Origin of the sequence: Burkholderia sp. BCC1985 (assembly GCF_905339915.1) — a bacterium.
GTDB lineage: Bacteria > Pseudomonadota > Gammaproteobacteria > Burkholderiales > Burkholderiaceae > Burkholderia.
In genome coordinates this window covers 1-20,455 of sequence record NZ_CAJPGY010000015.1, presented here as the reverse complement: position 1 = coordinate 20,455, position 20,455 = coordinate 1, and the positions used below count along the sequence as shown (strand labels likewise).

Sequence of the window (20,455 nt, the reverse complement as noted above, 5' to 3'; positions counted from 1 at the left end):
GCACGCCCGCCGCCCCGGCGGTTCGCGCTTGCCAGCCCCATTTCCGCTCCGTAAACTCGCGCCAGATTCCAGACCGGCGCACCGTCCCGCAGCCGGCGTACGACAGGAGCCCTTTTCCCCATGTCCGATTCCTACTTCCCGCGCTGGCGGGTGCAACCGACCGGCGCGGTCTCGCGCGTGGTCGGCCCCGACGAACGCCTCGCGTGGCCGCAGATGGTCGCGATGGGCGTGCAGCACGTCGTCGCGATGTTCGGCTCGACCGTGCTCGCACCGCTGCTGATGGGCTTCGACCCGAACCTGTGCATCTTCATGTCGGGTATCGGCACGCTGCTGTTCTTCGTGCTGGTCGGCGGCCGCGTGCCGAGCTACCTCGGCTCGAGCTTCGCGTTCATCGGCCTCGTGATCGCGGTGACGGGCTACGGCGGCAGCGGCCCGAACCCGAACATCCCGGTCGCGCTCGGCGGGATCGTCGCGTGCGGCGTCGTGTACGTCGCGCTCGGCGCGCTGGTGCAGGCCATCGGCACGCGCTGGATCGAGACGCTGATGCCGCCCGTCGTCACCGGCGCGGTGGTCGCGGTGATCGGGCTGAACCTCGCGCCGATCGCGGTCAAGGGCGTGTCGGCATCGACCTTCGACTCGGTGATGGCGCTCGTCACGGTGCTGTGCGTCGGCGGCGTCGCGGTGTTCGCGCGCGGGATGATGCAGCGCCTGCTGATCCTCGTCGGGCTGGTGATCGCCTACGTGATCTATGCGATCGCGACCAACGGGATGGGCCTCGGCAAGCCGGTCGATTTCGCGATCGTCGCGCATGCCGCGTGGTTCGGCGTGCCGAGCTTCCGCGCGCCGGTGTTCGATCCGCACGCGATGCTGATGCTCGCGCCGGTCGCGGTGATCCTGGTCGCGGAGAACCTCGGCCACATCAAGGCCGTCAGCGCGATGACGGGCACCAACCTCGACCGCTACGTCGGTCGCGCGTTCATCGGCGACGGGCTCGCGACGATCGTGTCGGGCAGCGTCGGCGGCACCGGCGTGACCACCTATGCGGAGAACATCGGCGTGATGGCCGTCACGCGGATCTATTCGACGCTCGTGTTCGCGGTCGCCGCGCTGATCGCGATCGGGCTGGGCTTCTCGCCGAAGTTCGGCGCGGTGATCCAGACGATTCCGGGCCCGGTGCTCGGCGGCGTGTCGATCGTCGTGTTCGGGCTGATCGCGGTGACGGGCGCGCGGATCTGGGTCGTCAACAAGGTCGACTTCTCCGACAACCGCAACCTGATCGTCGCGGCCGTCACGCTGGTGCTCGGCGCCGGCGACTTCTCGCTGAAGATCGGCGGCTTCGGGCTCGGAGGGATCGGCACCGCGACGTTCGGCGCGATCATCCTGTACGCGATCCTGCGCAAGGAAAAGGAGCCGGGGCCGGTGGTGTGAGCCGCGACGCCGGCGGCAATGCCCGCGCGAACGGCGCGGATGATCGTCGTAGCGCGCGTGCGCGCGCCGGGGCTGCGGATTTCGCTTACCGGATCGCGGTGTCGTGACGTCGTGTGCTGTTGCGGACCGTGTCGGCGCAGCGGATCTCGACGGTGCGAAGTCGCGCCGTCGGCATCAGCGGGTGCGCAACAGCGGCAGTGATGCAGGACAGCAGCCGTGTGACGGCCGATATGAGTTTCGACATGATTTCCCCCGACCCGCTGGATGAATGTTTGTCACCTGCATCGGGTCGTTCGCCCGTGCAGGGTTCGTCGTCTGCACGGCTGCATCAGCAAGCAACGGGCCAGCACGCGGACTTTCGCGCAAACAGGGGCTCGGCGGGGGCCGCGTGACGCCGGTGCAAGGTGGCGCACGCGAAAATGTTTCAGCGCTGAAACGCGCGGCGGTGGGCCGGTCGGCCGCATGCCAGGCCTCACGTGCGGTGGCGGGAACGACGGGGAAACGCAGGGGCGCGCGACATCGATTCCGCAGGGGAATCGCGGGCGTTGCGCGCGGATCGGTTTCATTCCTGCAACGCGGACGGGGACGTGAGGTGGCACGGCGCGTCGTTTCGATCGGGTAGCGGCGACGCGGCGCGCGTCATCCGTTCGCATTCCCCAGCGCTTCCAGCCACGCGCAGAACTGCGCGACCAGCGGATCGTCGGCCGGCGTGCCCGGCGCGATCCACCAGTAGCTGCGTGTCGCGATGCGCGGCCCGTCGAGCGGCATCACGAGACGCCCGCTCGCGAGCTCGTCGTCGATCAGCGGCAGCGGGCCGAGCGCGACGCCCAGCCCGTCGACGGCCGCCTGCAGCGCCAGGTAGAAGTGGTCGAACGACTGCCGCTTGCGCCCCTTCATCGTCACGCCGGCCGCCGCGAACCAGTCGCGCCAGCCTTCCGGTCGCGTGTCCGAATGCAGCAGCACGTGCCGCGCGAGATCGTCCGCGCGGGTGATCGGCGCGCGCTTGAGCAGCGCGGGGCTGCAGACCGGAATCACGCTTTCGTCGAGGAAGTGGCCGCTCGTGCAGTTCGGCCAGTGGCCGGGGCCGCGGCGGATCGCGACGTCGAAACCGTCGAGCGCATCGAGCGGCGCGTTCGACGTGGACAGCTTCAGCTCGACGTTCGGCACGTCGCGCTGGAACCGCGACAGGCGCGGCAGCAGCCATTTCATCGCGAAGGTCGGCAGCGCATTGATGCGCAGCACGCGCGCGGCCCCGGTGTTGCGCAACTGCTCGGTGGCGAGCGCGATGCTGTCGAACGCGGCGCGGACGGTATCCAGATAGCGGCGGCCTTCGTCGGTGAGCTTCACGCGCTTGCCGTAGCGGTGGAACACCGGCTTGCCGAGCCACGCCTCGAACCCGGCGATCTGCCGGCTGATGGCACCATGAGTCACATGCAGCTCGTCGCCGGCGGCGCTGAAGCTTTCATGTCGTGCCGCTGCTTCAAAGGCCCGAAGCGCGGAAAAGGGCGGGAGATCGCGTGCCATGCTTGTGATTCTAGATCACAAGGACGCGCCGATAAAATCGTTTTGCCGGCGTGCCGCACGGCGGTAACCTCGGGGCATCGTTTGATGAGGAGCCCCATGCAATCCGTTTCTCCGCCGCCTGCCGCGTCCCCACGTCGTGTCGGCCTCGCCGAGCTGTTCACCGGCTTCCTGTCGCTCGGCCTGATGTCGTTCGGCGGCGCGCTGCCGTTCGCGCGGCGCACGATCGTCGACGACCGCAAATGGCTCACCGCCGACGAATTCACCGATCTGCTCGGGCTGTGCCAGTTCCTGCCGGGCGGCAACGTGATCAACCTGTCGGTCGCCGTCGGCATGCGCTTTCGCGGCGTCGCGGGCGCGTTCGCCGGCATTCTCGGGCTGATCGCGGGCCCGACGCTCGTGGTCGTCGGGCTCGGTGTGCTGTATGCGAAGACGCAGGGCGATCCGCGCGTGCAGCACCTGTTCGGCGGGCTCGCCGCCGCGGCAGCGGGCCTGCTCGTCGCGATGGCCGTGAAGGTCGCGAAGCCGCTGCTGCACGCGCCGCGCACCGCGGCCGGCATCGCGGCCCTCGCATTCGCCGCGATCGCGGTGCTGCGCATCCCGCTCCTGAGCGCGATGCTGGTGCTGACGCCCGTGAGCATCTGGCTCGCGTCGCGGCGCCGCGAGACGCCGGCACCGCAGCGCGCCGCCGTGCGCGATGGAGGCCGGTCATGAACGACACGCTGATCGCGATCGCGACGATCTTCAGCCAGCTGTCGCTGCTCGCATTCGGCGGCGGCAACACGATCCTGCCGGAGATGCAGCGGCAGGTCGTCGACGTGCACCACTGGATGAGCGCGCACGCGTTCACCGCGCTGTTCGCGCTCGCGCAGGCCGCGCCGGGGCCGAACATGATGATCGTGCCGCTGGTCGGCTGGCATGTGGCCGGCTGGGCCGGGCTGCTGGTCGCATCGATCGCGAAGTTCGGGCCGTCGTCGATCGTCACGGTGCTCGCGCTGCGCGCGTGGGAGCGCTTTCGCGACCGGCCGTGGCGCCGCTACGTGCAACAGGGGCTGATGCCGGTCACGGCCGGGCTCGTCGCGGCCAGCGCGGTGCTGATCTCGGAAGCGTCGAACCGCACCGCGATCCAGTGGGGCATCACCGCCGCATGCGCGGTGCTCGCGTGGCGCACGCGTATCCATCCGCTGTGGCTGCTCGCGGCCGGCGCGCTGATCGGGCTCACCGGCATCGGCCAGTGAGCGGCGCACAACCGGCCTCCCGTGCGCGATACTGGCGCGACTCTTCACGGGAGGCTTGATGGATCTCGACGGCGCCAGCCGCAATCTCACCGTCGCCGCGCTGCTCACGCTGTCCGGCGGCTATCTCGACGCGTACACGTACGTCGGTCACGGCCACGTGTTCGCGAACACGATGACCGGCAACGTCGCGCTGCTCGGCATCAACGTGTCGGCCGGCGAATGGGCGGCCGCGCTGCATCACGTGCCGCCGCTCGGCGGTTTCGTGGTCGCGGTGTTCGTCGCGCACCTGCTCGGTCTCGCCGCGCAGCGCGGCTGGATGCGGCACACCGCGTTCGCGAGCCTGATCGTCGAGATCGCGTTTCTCGGCGTCGCCGCGAGCGGGCTCGTCGGCGCGTCGAGCGCGTGGCTGATTCCCGGGATCTCGTTCGTCGCGACGCTGCAGACGCTGTCGTTTACTCATCTCGAGGAGCTGTCGTACACGTCGGTGATGACGACCGGCAACCTGCGGCGCGCCGCGCAGAAGCTGTTCGTCGGGCTGATTCCCCGCTACGACGCGGGCGCGCTGCACGATTCGGCGCTGCTCGCGACGATCAGCTTCTGCTTCCTGGCCGGCGCGGTGGTCGGCGGCCTCGTGACGCGGCTCATGCCGGACGTCGCGCTGTGGGGCGCCGTGTTGTTGCTCGCCGGTGCGTTCGCGGAGATCGTGCGGCGGGCGCGGCGGCGCGCGGGCGGTGGGCGCGACAGTGGCGATGGGGCGGCCGGCAACGGGGGCGCCGAAGTTCGCGGCAGCAACGGCAGTAACGGCAGTAACGGCAGTAACGGCAGCAACCCCGACGGCGGAACGCCGCGGCCGGCCTGACGCGCGCAGGGCCGCCGCCATGCGGCCGGCCGGTCCGCCGCGTGACCGAATCACCGGCTCATCGCGGCACCCTCCGCCACGCTGCCCCAGCGCAAACCGGTTGCTCCGGCCGCGCCTTACAGCGCCGGCCTTCGTCCCGCCATCGCCGCAACCCGCATCCGTCGCGCGACAGGCAAGCCCGGCGCGGGAAACGTTGTTCCAGGGCGACAATCGCGCGCGACCGCGCGTTTCAATTTCTTTCAGCGTGCGCACTGGTCTTATGATTCAGCCCACATCGCGCGCGCCATGAGCGTCCGCGATCGCCACCCGGCTGCGCACGCGGCCGGCCATGAATGGAGACACCTACAAAAAGGAAAGCTCATGAAGCAGACCACCCGGCTCGCAGCCATCGCAGGGGGCGCAGTGCTGGCCTTCGCCAGCCAGTACGCAGCAGCACAAAGCTCGGTCACGCTGTGGGGCGTCGCCGACGTCAGCGTTCGCTACCTGACCAACGCGAACGCCAAGAACGACGGCCTGCTGTCGATGTCCAACGGCGCGATCACCAACAGCCGCTTCGGCATCTACGGCACGGAAGACCTCGGCAGCGGCCTGAAGGCCGTGTTCAAGCTCGAAAGCGGCGTGAACCTGCAGAACGGCGCATTCGCCGACAGCGGCCGCCTGTTCAACCGTGCGGCATACGTCGGCCTGGACAGCCCGTACGGCACGGTGACCCTCGGCCGCCAGAAGACGCCGCTGTTCGACCTGCTGTCGGACACCTACGATCCGCTGACGGTCGGCAACTACCTCGAAAATGCCTGGCTGCCGGTCGCACTCGGCGGCGGCCTGTATGCGGACAACCAGATCAAGTACACGGGCACGTTCGCGGGCCTGACCGCGAAGGCGATGTACTCGACGGGCACCAACTACGAATCGACCGGCGCGGGCGGCTTCTCGGGCCAGATCCCGGGCTCGCTCGGCAAGGGCAATGCATGGGGCGTGTCGCTGTCGTACGTGACGGGCCCGCTCAGCATCGCGGCCGGCGCGCAGCAGAACAGCGACAACTCCGCACGCAAGCAGACGATCTACCACGCGAACGTCGTGTATGCGTTCAGCAAGGCGAAGATCTATGCGGGCTACCTGCGCTCGAAGGACGACACCGGTTTCGTCGACAGCCTGCTCGCGCAGCAGTCGATCCCGGTCGCGAAGGGCACGGGCCGGATCGACGACGGTCCGTTCGCGGGCGTGAGCTGGCAGGTCAGCACGCCGCTGACGCTGACGGGCGCGTTCTACTACGACCACATGCGCAACGCGATGACCGCGAACGGCACGCTCGCGAGCGGCAACCGCTACGCGATCGTCGGCATCGCCGAATACGCGCTCAGCAAGCGCACGGAAGTCTACGGCACGGTCGACTTCAACAAGACGAACGGCGCGGCGAACGTCGAGCTGCCGGGTCGCAGCAACCAGACCGGCATCGCGATCGGCCTGCGCAATATCTTCTGACGAAAATCGTCAACGCGTGCGCCGGCCCCGGTTCGGCGCGCATCGAAGAGGCTCCAGGAAGGAGCCTCTTTTTTTTCGCCACGCGCCTTCCTGCGCGCAGACGACCATTCAGCGATTGCTCCATCGGGAACACGCCGCCCGTAAGGGTTCCGTCGGCATTCCAGAACATACTTTGACAGTGCGCGCGAAGCGATTCCGCTACGCTGCGTGCAGGGTCCGCCGCGTGCCGCAACGCACGCGCGGGCGTCGTTCCGGCGCGCGTTTCGCGTGCGGCCGGCCTGGTGCGTAACTTGTGTATCCGGTGATGACAAACACGGTCCGCCGGTTTTTTTTCGTGGGACGATGCGCTCACGATTTTTTTGAAAGGGGATGACGATGGGTATCCTGAACACCGTGGGTGAAATCGCTGGCGCAGTGGCAGCCGTCGAGGCAGCCGAGAAGGTCGATCCGGATGCGGGCCTGCTGACCAAGGCGGCGGCGGCCGTCGCCGGCTTCAAGGGCGCCGAGGCGATCGAAGGCATGCTCGAGAAGAAGGAAGAGCAGCCGCAGCAGGCAGACGACACGCAGGCGACGGACGGCAGCGACACGTCGCAGGCCTGAGCAAGGCGGCTGGTCCCGCCGCGGGTGCGCCGTTCGCGCATCCGGGCGGACCGGTGCCGCGCGGCCGGCAGGCCGGGCATGTGGTCGATCGGTGACGCATGGCACACCCGGCAGCCGGTTTGACCGGCGAGAGGCAACGTCTCTCGCCGTTTTTTATGGCGCGCGCGTCCTGCGGCGCCACGTTCCGCACGAATTCCCGAATCTTGCTATCGTGCCGTCATCCGAACTGCGATGAGGGCTTGCGATGGATTTCGACTACGACCTGTTCGTCATCGGGGCCGGCTCCGGCGGCGTGAGGCTCGCCCGGATGGCGGCGTCATACGGCGCGCGCGTCGGCATAGCGGAACAGGAGCAGATCGGCGGCACCTGCGTGCTGCGCGGCTGCATCCCGAAGAAGCTGCTCGTCTACGCATCGCACTATCCGCACGAACTCGAGGATGCGAAGGGCTTCGGCTGGACCTTCGGCGCCGGCACGCTCGACTGGTCCGCGCTGATCGCCGCGAAGGATCGCGAGATCAACCGGCTCAGCGACATCTACATCGACCTGCTGCGGCAATCCGGCGTCGCGATGCACGCAGGACGCGCGACCCTCGTCGACGCGCATACGGTCGCGATCGGCGAGCGCACGATCCGCGCGCGCCACATCGCGATCGCGACCGGCTCGCGGCCGGCGCTGCCGCACCGTCCCGGCATCGAGCATGCGATCACGTCGCGCGAGGCCCTGTCGCTCCCGGCGTGCCCCAAGCGCATCGCGGTGGTCGGCGGCGGCTATATCGCGGTCGAGTTCGCCGGCATCTTCAACGGCTTCGGCAGCCAGGTCGACCTGTTCTATCGCGGCGAGAAGATCCTGCGCGGCTTCGACGACGACGTGCGACAGTTCCTCACCGACGAAATGACGAAGCAGGGCGTCGCGATCCACGCGCGCGCGGTGATCGAATCGATCGCGCGCGCGGACGACGGCACGCTCTCCGTGCACGTCGGCGACGCGCAGCACGGGCCGTACGACGCGGTGCTCTATGCGACCGGCCGCGTGCCGAACGTCGAAGGGCTCGGCCTCGAGCGCGCCGGTGTGATGCTCGACGCGCGCGGCGCGATCGCGGTCGATGCGTATTCGGCGACGTCGGTGCCTTCGATCCATGCGCTCGGCGACGTCACGTCGCGGCCGCAGCTCACGCCGGTGGCGACGCGCGACGGCGCGCTGCTCGCGCGCACGCTGTTCGGCGGCGCGCGCGTCGCGGCCGATCACGATTACGTCCCGTCGGCCGTGTTCAGCCAGCCGGAGGTCGCGACGGTCGGCCTGACCGAGGCCGATGCGCGTCGCGTGCACGGTGAAGTCGACATCTACCGCACGTCCTTCAAGGCGCTGCGCCACACGCTGTCGGGCCGCAACGAGCGCACGCTGATGAAGCTGGTGGTCGCGCGCGACAGCCAGCGCGTGATCGGCGCGCACATGGTCGGCCGCGACGCGGGCGAGATCATCCAGGGCATCGCGATCGCGATTCGCGCGGGCGCGACGAAGGCGCAATTCGACGACACGATCGGCATTCACCCGACCGCGGCCGAGGAGTTCGTGACGATGCGGCAGAAGGCGGCCGACTGACCGCCAGCGGCGCGCCGGCTCGCGGGCCGGCGCGGGCGTCCCGCGCACGCGCCGCTGGCGTGTTGACGCACCATGGATCCGCGGCGATTTGTAAAGATCGTCAATTCTTCTAAAGAAATCCCGTCTCGATAATCAGACTTGGTATGATCGGCCAAAATCATATACGGGGCCGATCATGCGCGATCAACAGCGCAGTAACCAGAATCACGCGGTAGCCGGCGCAAGCGGGGTCGTCGATCCATGCGCCGCGCGTTCGCGTCTCGCCGCAACACGTCCGTTGCGCGCACTTTCCCTTCGCATGCCGCCATCTCCATCGCCGTCCGGGCGATGAAGTCGCGCGCGCCGATGCGCGCCCCGGCCGCTTCGATCATCGCATCGACCGCCGGTTTGTCGGCAAGCCGGCGAGCCCGTTCCGGGCAATCTTTTCACGTAAGGAGACCCGCAGTGAACAATCAGACACGACGCACCGTTCTCGTGGCGGCGGCGCTCGTCGCGGCGCTGTCTGGCTGCGCGACCGAGTCGTCGCGCACGCTCGACGTGCCGGCCGTGAGCAGCGCGCAGAAGCCGTACGCGGGCAAGCCCGTCGCGATCGCGGTCGGCAAGTTCGACAACCGCTCGAGCTACATGCGCGGCATCTTCTCGGACGGCATCGACCGCCTCGGCGGACAGGCGAAGACGATCCTCGTTACGCGCCTGCAGCAGAGCCGCCGCTTCAACGTGCTCGATCGCGAGAACCTCGACGAGATCAAGCAGGAAGCGGGCTTCATGAAGAAGGCGCAGGCGGTGAAGGGCGCGAACTACGTCGTGACCGGCGACGTGACCGAGTTCGGCCGCAAGGACGTCGGCGATCACCAGCTGTTCGGCATTCTCGGCCGCGGCAAGACGCAAGTCGCGTACGCGAAGGTCAACCTGAACATCGTCGACACGACGACGTCGGAAGTTGTCGCGTCGAGCCAGGGCGCGGGCGAGTTCAGCCTGTCGAACCGCGAAGTGATCGGCTTCGGCGGCACGGCCGGTTACGACTCGACGCTCAACGGCAAGGTGCTGGACCTCGCGATCCAGGAGGCCGTGAACCACCTCGTCGACCAGGTCGACGCCGGCACGCTGAAGGCACCGCAATAGGCGCCGTGCGCAGTACGGCGCGACGAATCATTCATCAACCAGAAGAGACAAGACCATGAAACGGGGAATCTGGCTGCCGGCGACGGCGGCCGTCATGCTGCTCGCGGGCTGCGCGGCGCCGACCACGCCGCCGCTCTATCAATGGAACGGCTATCAGCCGCAGGTGTACGAATACTTCAAGGGGCAGAAGTCCCCGCAGGAGCAGATCGACGCGCTCGAAAAGGCGCTGCAGGAGATTCGCGCGAAGGGCAAGACGCCGCCGCCGGGCTTCCATGCGCATCTCGGGATGCTCTACGCGAGCGTCGGCAGCGAACAGCAGGCCGCGCAGGAATTCCAGGCCGAGAAGGCGCTCTTTCCGGAATCCGCGTCGTTCATGGATTTCCTGATGAAGAAGAAAGCCGGCGACGCGAAGGCCGCGAAGGCCGCGAATCCGTCGGCCGCCGGCCAGACGATCGCCGGCCAGAAGAATGCCGATCCGACTCCCGCCAAACAGTGACGTGCCTGCCATGATCAAGACACTTTCATTCAAGCTGCTGTCCGTGCTGTCGATCGTCGCGCTGTTGAGCGCGTGCGCGCAGCCCGTCAAACGCCCCGACTACACGGCCTTCAAGAAGAGCCAGCCGCGCTCGATCCTCGTGCTGCCGCCGCTCAACGAGACGACCGATGTCGGCGCGACCTACGGCGTGCTGTCGCAGATGACGCAGCCGCTGGCCGAGTCGGGCTACTACGTGGTGCCGGTCGCGGTGATGGACGAGACGTTCAAGCAGAACGGCCTCACGAACGCCGCGGAAATCCAGGGCACGTCGCCGGCGAAGCTGCGCGAAATCTTCGGCGCGGACGCCGCGCTGTACGCGAAGATCACGCAATACGGCTCCGTCTACCAGGTGGTGGACAGCACGACGGTGGTCGCGGCGTCGGCGAAGCTCGTCGACCTGAAGACCGGCGACGTGCTGTGGCAGGGCGAGGGCCGTGCGACCGGCAAGGAAGTCGGCAACAACATGAGCGTCAACGCGTTCGGGGTCGTCGGCATGCTGGTGCAGGCGGCCGTCAAGCAGGTCGCGCATTCGCTGACCGACGAAGCGCACGATGTGGCCGGTTTGACCAGCAGCAGGCTGCTGTCCGCGGGGCCGCCGAACGGGCTGCTGTACGGGCCGCGTTCGCCGAAGTACGGGACCGACTGACCGGCGCGCGGACCACGGCTTCGGCGCGTCGGGCAGGCAAGGTCGCCTGCAAGCCGTGCCGAAGCCGCGAGATTCGATGAAACGGCCGCGCTTGCGCGGCCGTTTTGCGTGGCCGGTACGTCGCGTGCGTCGTGCCGTGCGCCGCCGCTCAATGCATGCCGAACGCGTCGAGCAGCCGGTACCAGCTCATCGCGAGCACCAGCGCCGGCGTGCGCAGCGTCGCGCCGCCGGGGAAGTCGCGATGCCGAATCTTGCCGAACAGGTCGAAGCGGCTCGCCTGGCCGTCGATCGCCTCGGCGATCAGCTTGCCCGCGAGCGCGGTCGTGTTCACGCCGTGCCCCGAGAAACCCTGCGCGAAATACAGCGTCGGCGCGACGCGCCCGAAGTGCGGCGCGCGGTTCATCGTGATGTCGACGAAGCCGCCCCATGCGTAGTCGACCTTCACGTCCGCGAGCTGCGGGAACGTCTTCAGCATGTCCGCGCGCATCGCGTCGGCGAGATTGCGCGGTGGCCGCGTCGAATAGCTGACCTTGCCGCCCCACACGAGCCGCGTGTCGGGCGCCGGCCGGAAATAGTCGAGCACGAAGCGGCTGTCGCAGATCGCCGCGCGCGCGGGCATCAGCGCGGCGGCGCGCGCCGCGCCGAGCGGCTCGGTCGCGATCACGTAGGTGCCGACCGGCATGATCTTCTTCGACAGCGCGGGCGCGAGCGTGCCGACGTACGTGTTGCACGCGAGCACCACGAAGCGCGCGCGCACCTGCCCCTGGCCGGTCTCGACGACGTGGCCGCCCGACACGTCGCGCACGCGCGTCACGCAGCTGTCCTCGTGGATCCGCACGCCCGCGTCGGCGGCCGCGCGCGCGAGCCCGAGCGTGTAGTTCAGCGGATGCAGGTGGCCGCTGTCGGGGTCGTACAGGCCGCCGCGATAGCGCGCCGATTGCACGTAGTCGCCGAGTTCGTCCGCTTCGACGAAATGAAAGCGGTCGTAGCCGAAGCGCTTCGCGGCCTCGTCGCGCCAGCGCTTCAGCGCATCCGCGTCGCGCTCGGTGTTCGCGGCGGTCAGGTAGCCGGGCACGAGCGCGCAGTCGATGTCGTGCTTCGCGATGCGCGACTTCACGAGCGACAGCGTTTCGAGCCCCATGTCCCAGATCCGCTTCACGTCGCCTTCCGGCATGAAGTTGCCGAACGTGTCGATGTCGCATGCAAAGCCGCCGATCAGCTGGCCGCCGTTGCGCCCGCTCGCCGCCCATCCGACCCGCGACGCCTCGAGCACGGTCACCGAATGGCCGCGCTCGGCGAGGTTGAGCGCGGCGGACAAGCCGGTGAGGCCCGCGCCGATCACGCACACGTCGGTGTCGGTCGCGCCGGCGAGCGGCGCATGGCGGGTCGTATCGTTGGCGGTCGCCGCGTAGTACGACGCGACGTGCGGCTGGTTGGCGAATGTCTGCATGATCAGGAAAACGAATGAAGTGGGCTCAGAACAGCTCGCGCACGCGGTGATACAGCATCCCGAGTTCGAGCGCGGGCTGCCGCCATGCGTCGCCGCCGGGAAAGCGCCGGTGGCGCAGCTGCGCGAACAGGTCGAACGCGCGCGTGTCGCCCGCGATCGCGCCGGCGATCGCGCGTCCGGCGATGCCGGTCAGCGCGACGCCGTGCCCGCTGAAGCCCTGGACGTAGAAGAAGTTCGGATCGAGCGCGCCGAAGTCCGGCGCGCGGTTGCGCGTGACGTCGACGAAGCCGCCCCACGCGTGGTCGACGCGCACGTCGGCGAGCTGCGGGAACACGCCGACCATGCGCTGCCGGATCGTGTCGGCGAGCGTGTCGGGCGACGCGCCCGCGGAGTTCGCACGACCGCCGAACAGCATCCGGTGGTCGGCCGACAGACGGAAGTAGTCGAGGAAGAAGTTGTTGTCGCACACGGCTTCGCGCTGCGCGATCAGCGCGTCGGCGCGCGCGCGGCCGAGCGGTTCGGTCGCGATGATGTACGACGCGATCGGCGCGATGCGCGCGGCGGTCGCGGCCGGCAGGATGCCGCCGGGGCCCGCGTTGCAGCACGACACGACGAAGCGGCAGCGCACCTCGCCCGACGGCGTGCGCACGACCGGCCGGGCGCCGCGCACGACGTCGAGCGCGGGCGTGTGCGCGTGGAGCGCGACGCCTTCGCGGCGCGCGGCCTCGGCGAGGCCGAGGCAATACTTGAGCGGATGCAGGTGGCCCGACAGCGGATCGTAGACGCCCGCCAGATAGCCCGGCGACGCGATGCGCGCGCGGATTTCGCCGGTGTCGAGCCACGACAGCGACGGATGGCCCCAGCGCGAGCGCGCGGCATCCATCCAGGCGCGCAGGTCGTCGATGCGGCGCGGCTTGGTCGCGACCGTCAGGTAGCCGCGCGTGAAGTCGCAGTCGATGCCGTGGCGCGCGATCCGCTCGGCGATCAGCGCGAGCCCGTCGAGCGACAGCGACCACGCCGCGCGTGCGCCGGCGGCGCCGAGCTGCTGCTCGATCACCTCGTCTTTCGCGAAACCCGTGATCGCCTGTCCGCCGTTGCGGCCCGATGCGCCCCAGCCGGGCCGATGCGCATCGATCACGGCGACCGACAGCCCGCGCGCACGGCAATCGAGCGCCGTCGACAGGCCCGCGAAGCCCGCGCCGATCACGCACACGTCGACGTCGATCGCATCCTCGAGCACGGGGTCGTCGGCCACGGGGCGCGTGGCGGTTGCTTCGTAGTACGAGTCGCGCGCGAGCGCGTCGGCGCGGCGGGTGAAAGACTGCGTCATCAAACCGACTCCGTCGAAGACGGCCGGCGCCGGTGCGCGACGCACCGCGATCCGGCCGGGTGAAACGATGCGGGACGCCATGCGCGCGGCACGGCGTCCCGCGCGGCCCGCATCAGAACGAATAGATGAACTGCGTCGCGAGCAGGTCGTTGGACTTGCCGTACGAACCGTCGTTGCGCAGGAACACCTTGTTGTTCGCCCAGTCGTGCCGGTATTCGACCTTCACGGTGATCTGCTGGGTCGGATAGAACAGCAGGTCGAGCGCGACGTCCTGGCGCACCGCGCCCTTGCACTCGAAGCCCAGGCCGCCGCCGGCCTTCGACTGCGCGAGGCAGTCCGCGTCGACGCCGAAGCCGTTGCTCGGATCCATCCCGTTGCCGTTCAGCGCGATGCCGCCGCCGCCGCCGCCGTTCTTCGAGTTGGCGAGCAGGTCGTAGCGCAGCGTCACGCCCATGCGGCCGACCACCGGCGCGTTGAACTTGCGGTGCGCGAGCAGCGACAGGCCGTACCACTGCGCGAGCCCGCCGTTGAACGCCGCATGCTGCTGCCGGCCGTAGTCGACTTCGGCGTTGTACTGAATGTCGGCGAGCGTGTAGGTCGCGTCGAGTTCGCCGAAGAAGAACGAACCGTACGCGCTCGGTGCCGCGCCGCCCGGGCCGTAGTGGACGTTGCCCTGGTCGTCGATCGCGCTCGCCAGCGTCTGCCGCCCGATGTTGAACGAACCGCCGATGTCGAGCGCGCTCGACCACGTGTAGTCCGCGCGCGCGGTGAAGGTCGGCACCTTGTTGCTGGTGGAGATCGGATCGCCGAGTGCGTTGGTGCCCGTCTGCGTGACCGAGCCGTACGTGCGGTACTGCTCGTTGCCGAGGAAGAACTTCCACGCCCAGGCGCCCTTCGTGTAGTTCGCGCCGATACCGACGTAGCTGCCCGGATCGGAGAAATCGTACAGCAGGTTGTGCGTGAGCGTGAGCATCTGGTTCGACTGCTGCACCTCGTAGCCGCCGAAGCTCGGGATCAGGCCGGCGACGAGTGTCGTCTCGGCGGTGATCGGTACGTTGACGACCGCGGTGTTCAGCAGGTTGTCGGTGATCGAGCCGCGCGAGTTCTGCAGCAGCGTGATGCCGTTGCCGCGGTTCGGCATCAGCGTGATCTCCGCCGACGGCGCCATCGGGCCGACGCCGAAGGTCTTCTTGATGTCGAGGTAGAGATCGCCGAACGTGCTGTTGAAGTAGTTGTACGCGTTCTCGTGGTTCGCGAACAGGAACGACGACGTGCCGGCCGCGCGGTTGTAGATGTAGGTCGGGTCGATGTAGCCGGTGACCGACAGGCCCGCGAGCGGCCCGGTGTTGGCCGCGTCCGTCAGCGAGTCGACCTTCAGCTGCTGGTTCGCGATCTGCTGCTTCATTTCACTGACTTCGTCGTTGGTCAGCGTGGCTTGAGCCTTGCCGTAGTCCGGCGACGACGGGTCGGCGGCCACGATCACCGGCTTAGCCGCGATCGTCGCGCCGGCCTGCGCGACCGGGGCGACGCCGGGCTTCGCGGCGAGCTGCGCCTGCATGGCCTTCATCTGCTTCTGCAGCGCGGCGACCTGCGCCTGCAGTGCCTTGATTTCGGCGGAGGTCGAGTCGGCCAGCGCGATGCCGGGCAACGCGCCGGCCACCAGCAGGCAGATCAGTTTCTTCTTCATTGCGGATTCTCCTTGTCGTGCGCTTGGTCAATCTGTGATCGGCCCGCGCGCCGCTTCTCGCGGCGCGCGGGTCTTGTTATCGATGAAAAGGGAAGCGGGGCGTCAGGCCGCCGCGAACGCCGCCTTCATGTCGGCCACCCGGCGCCGTTCGCGCGCGATCATCATCTGGTTCACGACGATCACGCCGATGGTCACCGCGGTGATGAACAGCGTCGCCAGTGCGTTCATTTCCGGGTTCAGCCCGAGCCGCACGCGCGAGAACACCACCAGCGGCAGCGTGGTCGAGCCCGGCCCCGACAGGAACGCCGACAGCACCAGGTCGTCGATCGACAGCGTGAACGACAGCAGCCAGCCCGACAGCAGCGCCTGCGAGATCAGCGGCAGCGTCACCACGAAGAACACCTTCAGCGGCGTCGCACCCAGGTCGAGCGCGGCTTCCTCCAGCGACTTGTTCATCTCCTTCACGCGCGACTGCACGATGATCGCCACGTACGACACGCACAGCATCACGTGGCCGATCCAGATCGTCACCATCCCGCGGCCCTTCGGCCAGCCGAACATCTGCTCCAGCGCCACGAACAGCAGCAGCAGCGAGATCCCCTGGATCACCTCCGGAATCACCAGCGGCGCGTTGATCATCCCCGTGTACAGCGTGAAGCCCTTGAAGCGGCCGAAGCGCGCGAGCACGAAGCCCGCCCACGTGCCGATCACGACCGACGCGGTGGCGGTCAGCAGGCCGATCTTCAGCGACAGCCACGCGGCGGTGAGCAGCTCGTCGTCCTGCCACAGCGCCGCGTACCACTTCAGCGAGAAGCCCGACCACACCGTCACCAGCTTCGACTCGTTGAACGAGTACACGACCAGGCTGATGATCGGGATGTACAGGAACAGGAAGCCGAAGGCGAGGACGCCCGTCGACAGCGGTTTGCTCGGCTTGATCATTTCGCTTCCTCCAGTTCCTTGACCTGGTAGTACTGGAACAGCGCCATCGGCACCAGCAACAGCAGCACCATCGCGACCGTCACCGCGGACGCCATCGGCCAGTCCATGTTGTTGAAGAATTCATCCCACATCACGCGGCCGATCATCAGCGTGTCGGCGCCGCCGAGCAGTTCCGGAATCACGTACTCGCCGACTGCCGGGATGAACACCAGCAGGCTGCCGGCGATGATCCCGTTCTTCGACAGCGGCAGCGTGATGCGCGTGAACGCGACCCACGGCTTCGCGCCGAGGTCGTAGGCGGCCTCGAGCAGCGTGAGGTCCATCTTCACGAGGTGCGCGTAGAGCGGCATCACCATGAACGGCAGGTACGAATAGACCATCCCGATGTAGACGCCCGCGTCGCTGTGATAGAGGCGCAGCGGCGTGTGGATGATGCCGAGCGCGATCAGCGTGTGGTTCAGGAGGCCGTCATCCTTCAGGATCCCGATCCATGCGTACACGCGGATCAGGAACGACGTCCAGAACGGCAGCATCACGGCCATCATCAGCACGTTGCGCCGGCCCGGCTCCGAGCGTGCGATGTAGTACGCCATCGGGAATCCGATCAGCAGGCACAGCAGCGTCGACACGGCGGCCATCTTCAGCGAGCTGAGATAGGTCGCGATGTACAGGTCGTCCTGCAGCAGGAACGCGTAGTGCGACAGCTGCAGCGCGAAGTGCACGACGCCGTCCTTGATCTCGACGAGCGACGTGTACGGCGGGATCCCCATCACCTGGTCGGCGAAGCTGATCTTGAACACCAGCACGAACGGCAGCGCGAAGAAGATCACGAGCCACAGGAACGGCACGCCGATCGCGACGCCGCGGCCGGACGGCAGGAAGCGCGACAGCGCGGCGAACCGGCTGCGGCGCTTCGAAGCCTGTGTCGTTGCGGCGGCACCGGTCGAAACCGGCGCGGACGGAGTGGAGGCGGAAGTTCTCATCATGTCGTCCTCACTGCGTCAGCACGACGCCGCTGGCCGGCGACCACGACACGAACACGTCGTCGTTCCACGCCGGCGCGCTGTCGTGCATCAGGTGCGAGCTCGACAGGTTCGACACGACCGTCTTGCCGCTCGGCAAACGCACGTGATACAGCGAGTAGGCGCCCATGTACGCGATGTCGGTCACCACGCCGCGCGCCCAGTTGTGATGCGAGCCCGGCTTCTCGCGCGATACGTGCACGCGCTCCGGCCGCACGGAAATACCGACCGGCATCCCGAGCGGGCCGGTCACGCCGTGGCTCACGTACATGCGTGCCTCGAGGTCGTCGCTTTCGACGAAGATGTGATCGGGTTCGTCCTCGACCACGCGGCCTTCGAACAGGTTCGTCGAGCCGATGAACTCGGCCGAGAAGCGGCTGTTCGGGTATTCGTACACTTCGCCCGGCGTGCCGATCTGCACGATCTTGCCTTCGCTCATCACCGCGAGGCGGCTCGCCATCGTCATCGCCTCTTCCTGGTCGTGCGTGACCATCACGCAGGTCACGTCGACCTTCTCGATGATGTTCACCAGTTCGAGCTGGGTCTTCTGGCGGATCTTCTTGTCGAGCGCGGACATCGGCTCGTCGAGCAGCAGCAGCTTCGGGCGCTTCACCAGCGAGCGCGCGAGCGCGACGCGCTGCTGCTGGCCGCCGGACAGCTGGTGCGGCTTGCGCTTCGCGTACTTGCTCATCTGCACCAGCGCGAGCGCGTCGGCCACGCGTTCCTTGATCTCGTTTTTCGGCGTGCCTTCCTGCTTCAGCCCGAACGCGACGTTCGATTCGACCGACATGTGCGGGAACAGCGCATACGACTGGAACATCATGTTGACCGGGCGGCGGTACGGCGGCAGCGACGCGAGGTCCTCGCCGTCGACGAAGATCTTGCCGGAGGTCGCCGTCTCGAGCCCGGCGAGCATGCGCAACAGCGTCGACTTGCCGCAGCCGGAGCTGCCGAGCAGCGCGAACAGCTCGTTCTTCGCGATCGTCAGGTTCACGTTGTCGACGGCCGTGCTGTCGCCGAACTTCTTCACGACGTTTTCGATGCGCACGAACGCATCGTTCTTCGTGCGGGCCGCGGCGGCCGGTTGGGTGTGGCGTGCGGCAGCGGAAGAGGGTATCGATTGCATGGGAGTCACCATTCGTTCTTCACGGATTGCAGGCGTGAGCGTCCCGCGCGAGGCGTACAACGCGACTCGCGGACAACGGCTCGTGCCGGATGGAACAGCGCGCGGTGCGCGCGGGCGGACGAAGCGTCCGCGGATCTCTGGCGGGCAGGCGTTCAGCCGATGCCTGCGCCGCCGTGATGGTTCGTGATCAGTGGCCCGTCTTCAGCTGCGCCCACAGACGGTTCTCGAGGCGCAGGATGTCGGCCGGCATCGGCTTCATCAGCACCATCTTCTTCAGCACGTCCTCGGGCGGATAGACGGTCGGATCCTGCGCGACGGCCGGCGTGACGAACGGGTGCGCTGCCTTGTTCGCGGTCGGGTAGAACACCGTGTTGGTGATCGCCGCGTTGACCTTCGGGTCGGACACGTAGTTGATCCACTTCAGCGCGGCCTCGGGGTGCGGTGCATCCTTCGGGATCACCATCACGTCGAACCACAGCAGGCCGCCTTCCTTCGGGTTCGAGAACTTGATGTCGTACGGGCGCTTCGCCTCCGACGAGCGGCGGTGCGCGATGCCGACGTCGCCCGACCAGCCGAGCACGACGCACACGTCGTTGTTCGCGAGGTCGTTGATGTAGCCGGACGAGTTGAACTGGGTGATGTACGGGCGGACTTTCTTCAGGACTTCGAACGCAGCCTGGTAGTCGCCGGGGTTCTTGCTGTTCGGATCCTTGCCCATGTACTGCAGCGTGGCCGCGAACACGTCGACGGCCTGATCGAGGAACGACACGCCGCAGCTCTTCAGCTTTTCCATGTTGGCCGGGTCGAACACCAGCGCCCAGCTGTCGACGGGCGCCTTGTCGCCGAGCGCCTTCTTCACCGCCTGCGCGTTGTAGCCGATGCCGTCGGTGCCGTAGGCCCAGGGAACGCCGTACTGGTTGCCCGGATCGGCGTCCGAGATCATCTTCATCAGCAGCGGGTCGAGGTTCGCGAGGTTCGGGATCTTCGACTTGTCGAGCTTCTGGTACACGCCGGCCTGGATCTGCTTGGCCATGTAGTTCGAGGTCGGCACGACGATGTCGTAGCCCGAGCTGCCCGCCAGCAGCTTCGCCTGCAGCGTGTCGTCGCTGTCGTAGTTGTCGTACTTGACGTGGATGCCCGTCTGCTTCTGGAAGTTCGGGATCGTGTCGGGTGCGATGTAGTCGGACCAGTTGTAGACGTTCAGCTCGTCGGCATGCGCCGACGGGCTGGCGACCGACGTGAACGCGGCCACCGCGGCAAGGGCCGCGATGGAACAGGCTTGGCGAAGAAAGCAGGCACGCATGGTGGAATTCCCCTGGGTTATGGCGGCGCGCGGCACCCGCCGCACGCCTGTAGGCAAAGTCGTTACGAAAGGCCCAGTTGCTGGGCGGTCGCATCGACGGCCTTCTTCGCCTTCGATACGAGTTCATCGATTTCCTGACGCGAAATCACGAGCGGCGGCGACAGCAGCATCCGGTCGCCGGTCGCGCGCATGATCAGGTTGCCGTTGAAGCAGAAGTCGCGGCAGATCGTGCCGACCTCGCCGCCGTTCGCGAAGCGGCGGCGTTCGGCCGGCGACTCGGCGAGCTGCAGGCTCGCGACCATCCCGTGGCCGTGCACTTCGCCGACGATCGGGTGACGCGCGAAGGTTTCGCGCATCAGCGCCTGGAAGTACGGGCCCGTGTCGTGCTTCACGCGCTCGACGATCCCTTCGTCGCGCAGCAGTTTGAGGTTCGCGACCGCCACCGCCGCCGCGACCGGGTGCCCCGAGTACGTGAGGCCGTGATTGAATTCGCCGTTGTCGATGATCGGGCGCGCGACGCGTTCGTGGATGCCCACCGCGCCCATCGGCACGTAACCCGAGGTG

The 20,455-nt window shown here is 67.9% G+C and carries 19 protein-coding genes; 10 read left to right on the top strand and 9 right to left on the bottom strand.

Annotated features, from left to right (window positions below; genetic code table 11):
- Positions 1-120 precede the first annotated feature (120 nt).
- Positions 121-1,428, top strand: a complete 1,308-nt coding sequence (locus tag U4Z31_RS17095) for a solute carrier family 23 protein (protein WP_044847883.1) — start codon at positions 121-123, stop codon at positions 1,426-1,428.
- 639 nt (positions 1,429-2,067) lie between these two features.
- Here the strand turns inward: U4Z31_RS17095 and U4Z31_RS17090 are convergent.
- Entirely contained in the window at positions 2,068-2,952 is an 885-nt protein-coding gene (locus U4Z31_RS17090) for a transcriptional regulator GcvA (RefSeq protein WP_124486642.1), read from the bottom strand.
- 96 nt (positions 2,953-3,048) lie between these two features.
- Here U4Z31_RS17090 and U4Z31_RS17085 point away from each other — a divergent pair, with 96 nt between their 5' ends.
- The 9 genes from U4Z31_RS17085 to U4Z31_RS17045 all read left to right on the top strand — a co-directional run bounded on the left by U4Z31_RS17085 (position 3,049) and on the right by U4Z31_RS17045 (position 11,031).
- Positions 3,049-3,663, top strand: coding sequence for a chromate transporter (locus tag U4Z31_RS17085; protein WP_321810915.1), 615 nt, complete (start codon positions 3,049-3,051; stop codon positions 3,661-3,663).
- Complete coding sequence (locus tag U4Z31_RS17080; protein WP_321810914.1) at positions 3,660-4,187, top strand: chromate transporter; 528 nt, start codon at positions 3,660-3,662, stop codon at positions 4,185-4,187. Before U4Z31_RS17085 ends, U4Z31_RS17080 begins: the two co-directional genes overlap by 4 nt.
- Positions 4,188-4,245: 58 nt before the next feature.
- Complete coding sequence (locus tag U4Z31_RS17075; protein WP_321810913.1) at positions 4,246-5,046, top strand: YoaK family protein; 801 nt, start codon at positions 4,246-4,248, stop codon at positions 5,044-5,046.
- Positions 5,047-5,406: 360 nt separating this feature from the next.
- A complete protein-coding gene (locus U4Z31_RS17070; RefSeq protein WP_044847888.1) occupies positions 5,407-6,528 on the top strand; it encodes a porin in 1,122 nt (373 codons plus the stop codon).
- A gap of 375 nt (positions 6,529-6,903) precedes the next feature.
- A complete protein-coding gene (locus tag U4Z31_RS17065; RefSeq protein WP_014895816.1) occupies positions 6,904-7,128 on the top strand; it encodes a hypothetical protein in 225 nt (74 codons plus the stop codon).
- 244 nt (positions 7,129-7,372) lie between these two features.
- On the top strand, positions 7,373-8,728 hold the full coding sequence (gene gor / locus U4Z31_RS17060) for a glutathione-disulfide reductase (protein ID WP_321810912.1): 1,356 nt from the start codon (positions 7,373-7,375) through the stop codon (positions 8,726-8,728).
- A gap of 444 nt (positions 8,729-9,172) precedes the next feature.
- Positions 9,173-9,850: a CsgG/HfaB family protein gene (locus tag U4Z31_RS17055; protein ID WP_321803269.1), complete on the top strand. Its 678-nt coding sequence runs from the start codon at positions 9,173-9,175 to the stop codon at positions 9,848-9,850.
- A gap of 55 nt (positions 9,851-9,905) precedes the next feature.
- Positions 9,906-10,346, top strand: coding sequence for a DUF4810 domain-containing protein (locus U4Z31_RS17050; protein WP_124520518.1), 441 nt, complete (start codon positions 9,906-9,908; stop codon positions 10,344-10,346).
- Positions 10,347-10,356: 10 nt separating this feature from the next.
- Positions 10,357-11,031 carry a DUF799 domain-containing protein gene (locus tag U4Z31_RS17045; protein ID WP_044847891.1) on the top strand — a complete coding sequence of 225 codons (675 nt, stop codon included), beginning with the start codon at positions 10,357-10,359 and terminating at the stop codon, positions 11,029-11,031.
- A gap of 148 nt (positions 11,032-11,179) precedes the next feature.
- On the opposite strand, the gene U4Z31_RS17040 is transcribed toward U4Z31_RS17045, so the two are convergent.
- The 8 genes from U4Z31_RS17040 to U4Z31_RS17005 form a co-directional block, all read right to left on the bottom strand.
- Positions 11,180-12,481, bottom strand: coding sequence for an FAD-binding oxidoreductase (locus U4Z31_RS17040; protein ID WP_321810911.1), 1,302 nt, complete (start codon positions 12,479-12,481; stop codon positions 11,180-11,182).
- A gap of 25 nt (positions 12,482-12,506) precedes the next feature.
- Complete coding sequence (locus tag U4Z31_RS17035; protein WP_321810910.1) at positions 12,507-13,811, bottom strand: FAD-dependent oxidoreductase; 1,305 nt, start codon at positions 13,809-13,811, stop codon at positions 12,507-12,509.
- Between the two features lie 112 nt (positions 13,812-13,923).
- Positions 13,924-15,498: a DUF3138 family protein gene (locus U4Z31_RS17030; protein ID WP_321810909.1), complete on the bottom strand. Its 1,575-nt coding sequence runs from the start codon at positions 15,496-15,498 to the stop codon at positions 13,924-13,926.
- 102 nt (positions 15,499-15,600) lie between these two features.
- Positions 15,601-16,440 carry an ABC transporter permease subunit gene (locus U4Z31_RS17025; RefSeq protein WP_044847895.1) on the bottom strand — a complete coding sequence of 280 codons (840 nt, stop codon included), beginning with the start codon at positions 16,438-16,440 and terminating at the stop codon, positions 15,601-15,603.
- Positions 16,437-17,423, bottom strand: coding sequence for an ABC transporter permease subunit (locus U4Z31_RS17020; RefSeq protein ID WP_044847898.1), 987 nt, complete (start codon positions 17,421-17,423; stop codon positions 16,437-16,439). Before U4Z31_RS17020 ends, U4Z31_RS17025 begins: the two co-directional genes overlap by 4 nt.
- Before the next feature lie 10 nt (positions 17,424-17,433).
- Positions 17,434-18,588 carry an ABC transporter ATP-binding protein gene (locus tag U4Z31_RS17015; protein WP_124486635.1) on the bottom strand — a complete coding sequence of 385 codons (1,155 nt, stop codon included), beginning with the start codon at positions 18,586-18,588 and terminating at the stop codon, positions 17,434-17,436.
- Between the two features lie 187 nt (positions 18,589-18,775).
- Positions 18,776-19,891 carry a polyamine ABC transporter substrate-binding protein gene (locus U4Z31_RS17010; protein ID WP_124486634.1) on the bottom strand — a complete coding sequence of 372 codons (1,116 nt, stop codon included), beginning with the start codon at positions 19,889-19,891 and terminating at the stop codon, positions 18,776-18,778.
- 62 nt (positions 19,892-19,953) lie between these two features.
- Positions 19,954-20,455: aminotransferase class III-fold pyridoxal phosphate-dependent enzyme (locus tag U4Z31_RS17005; RefSeq protein WP_321810908.1), on the bottom strand; the 502-nt coding region annotated here is incomplete at its 5' end.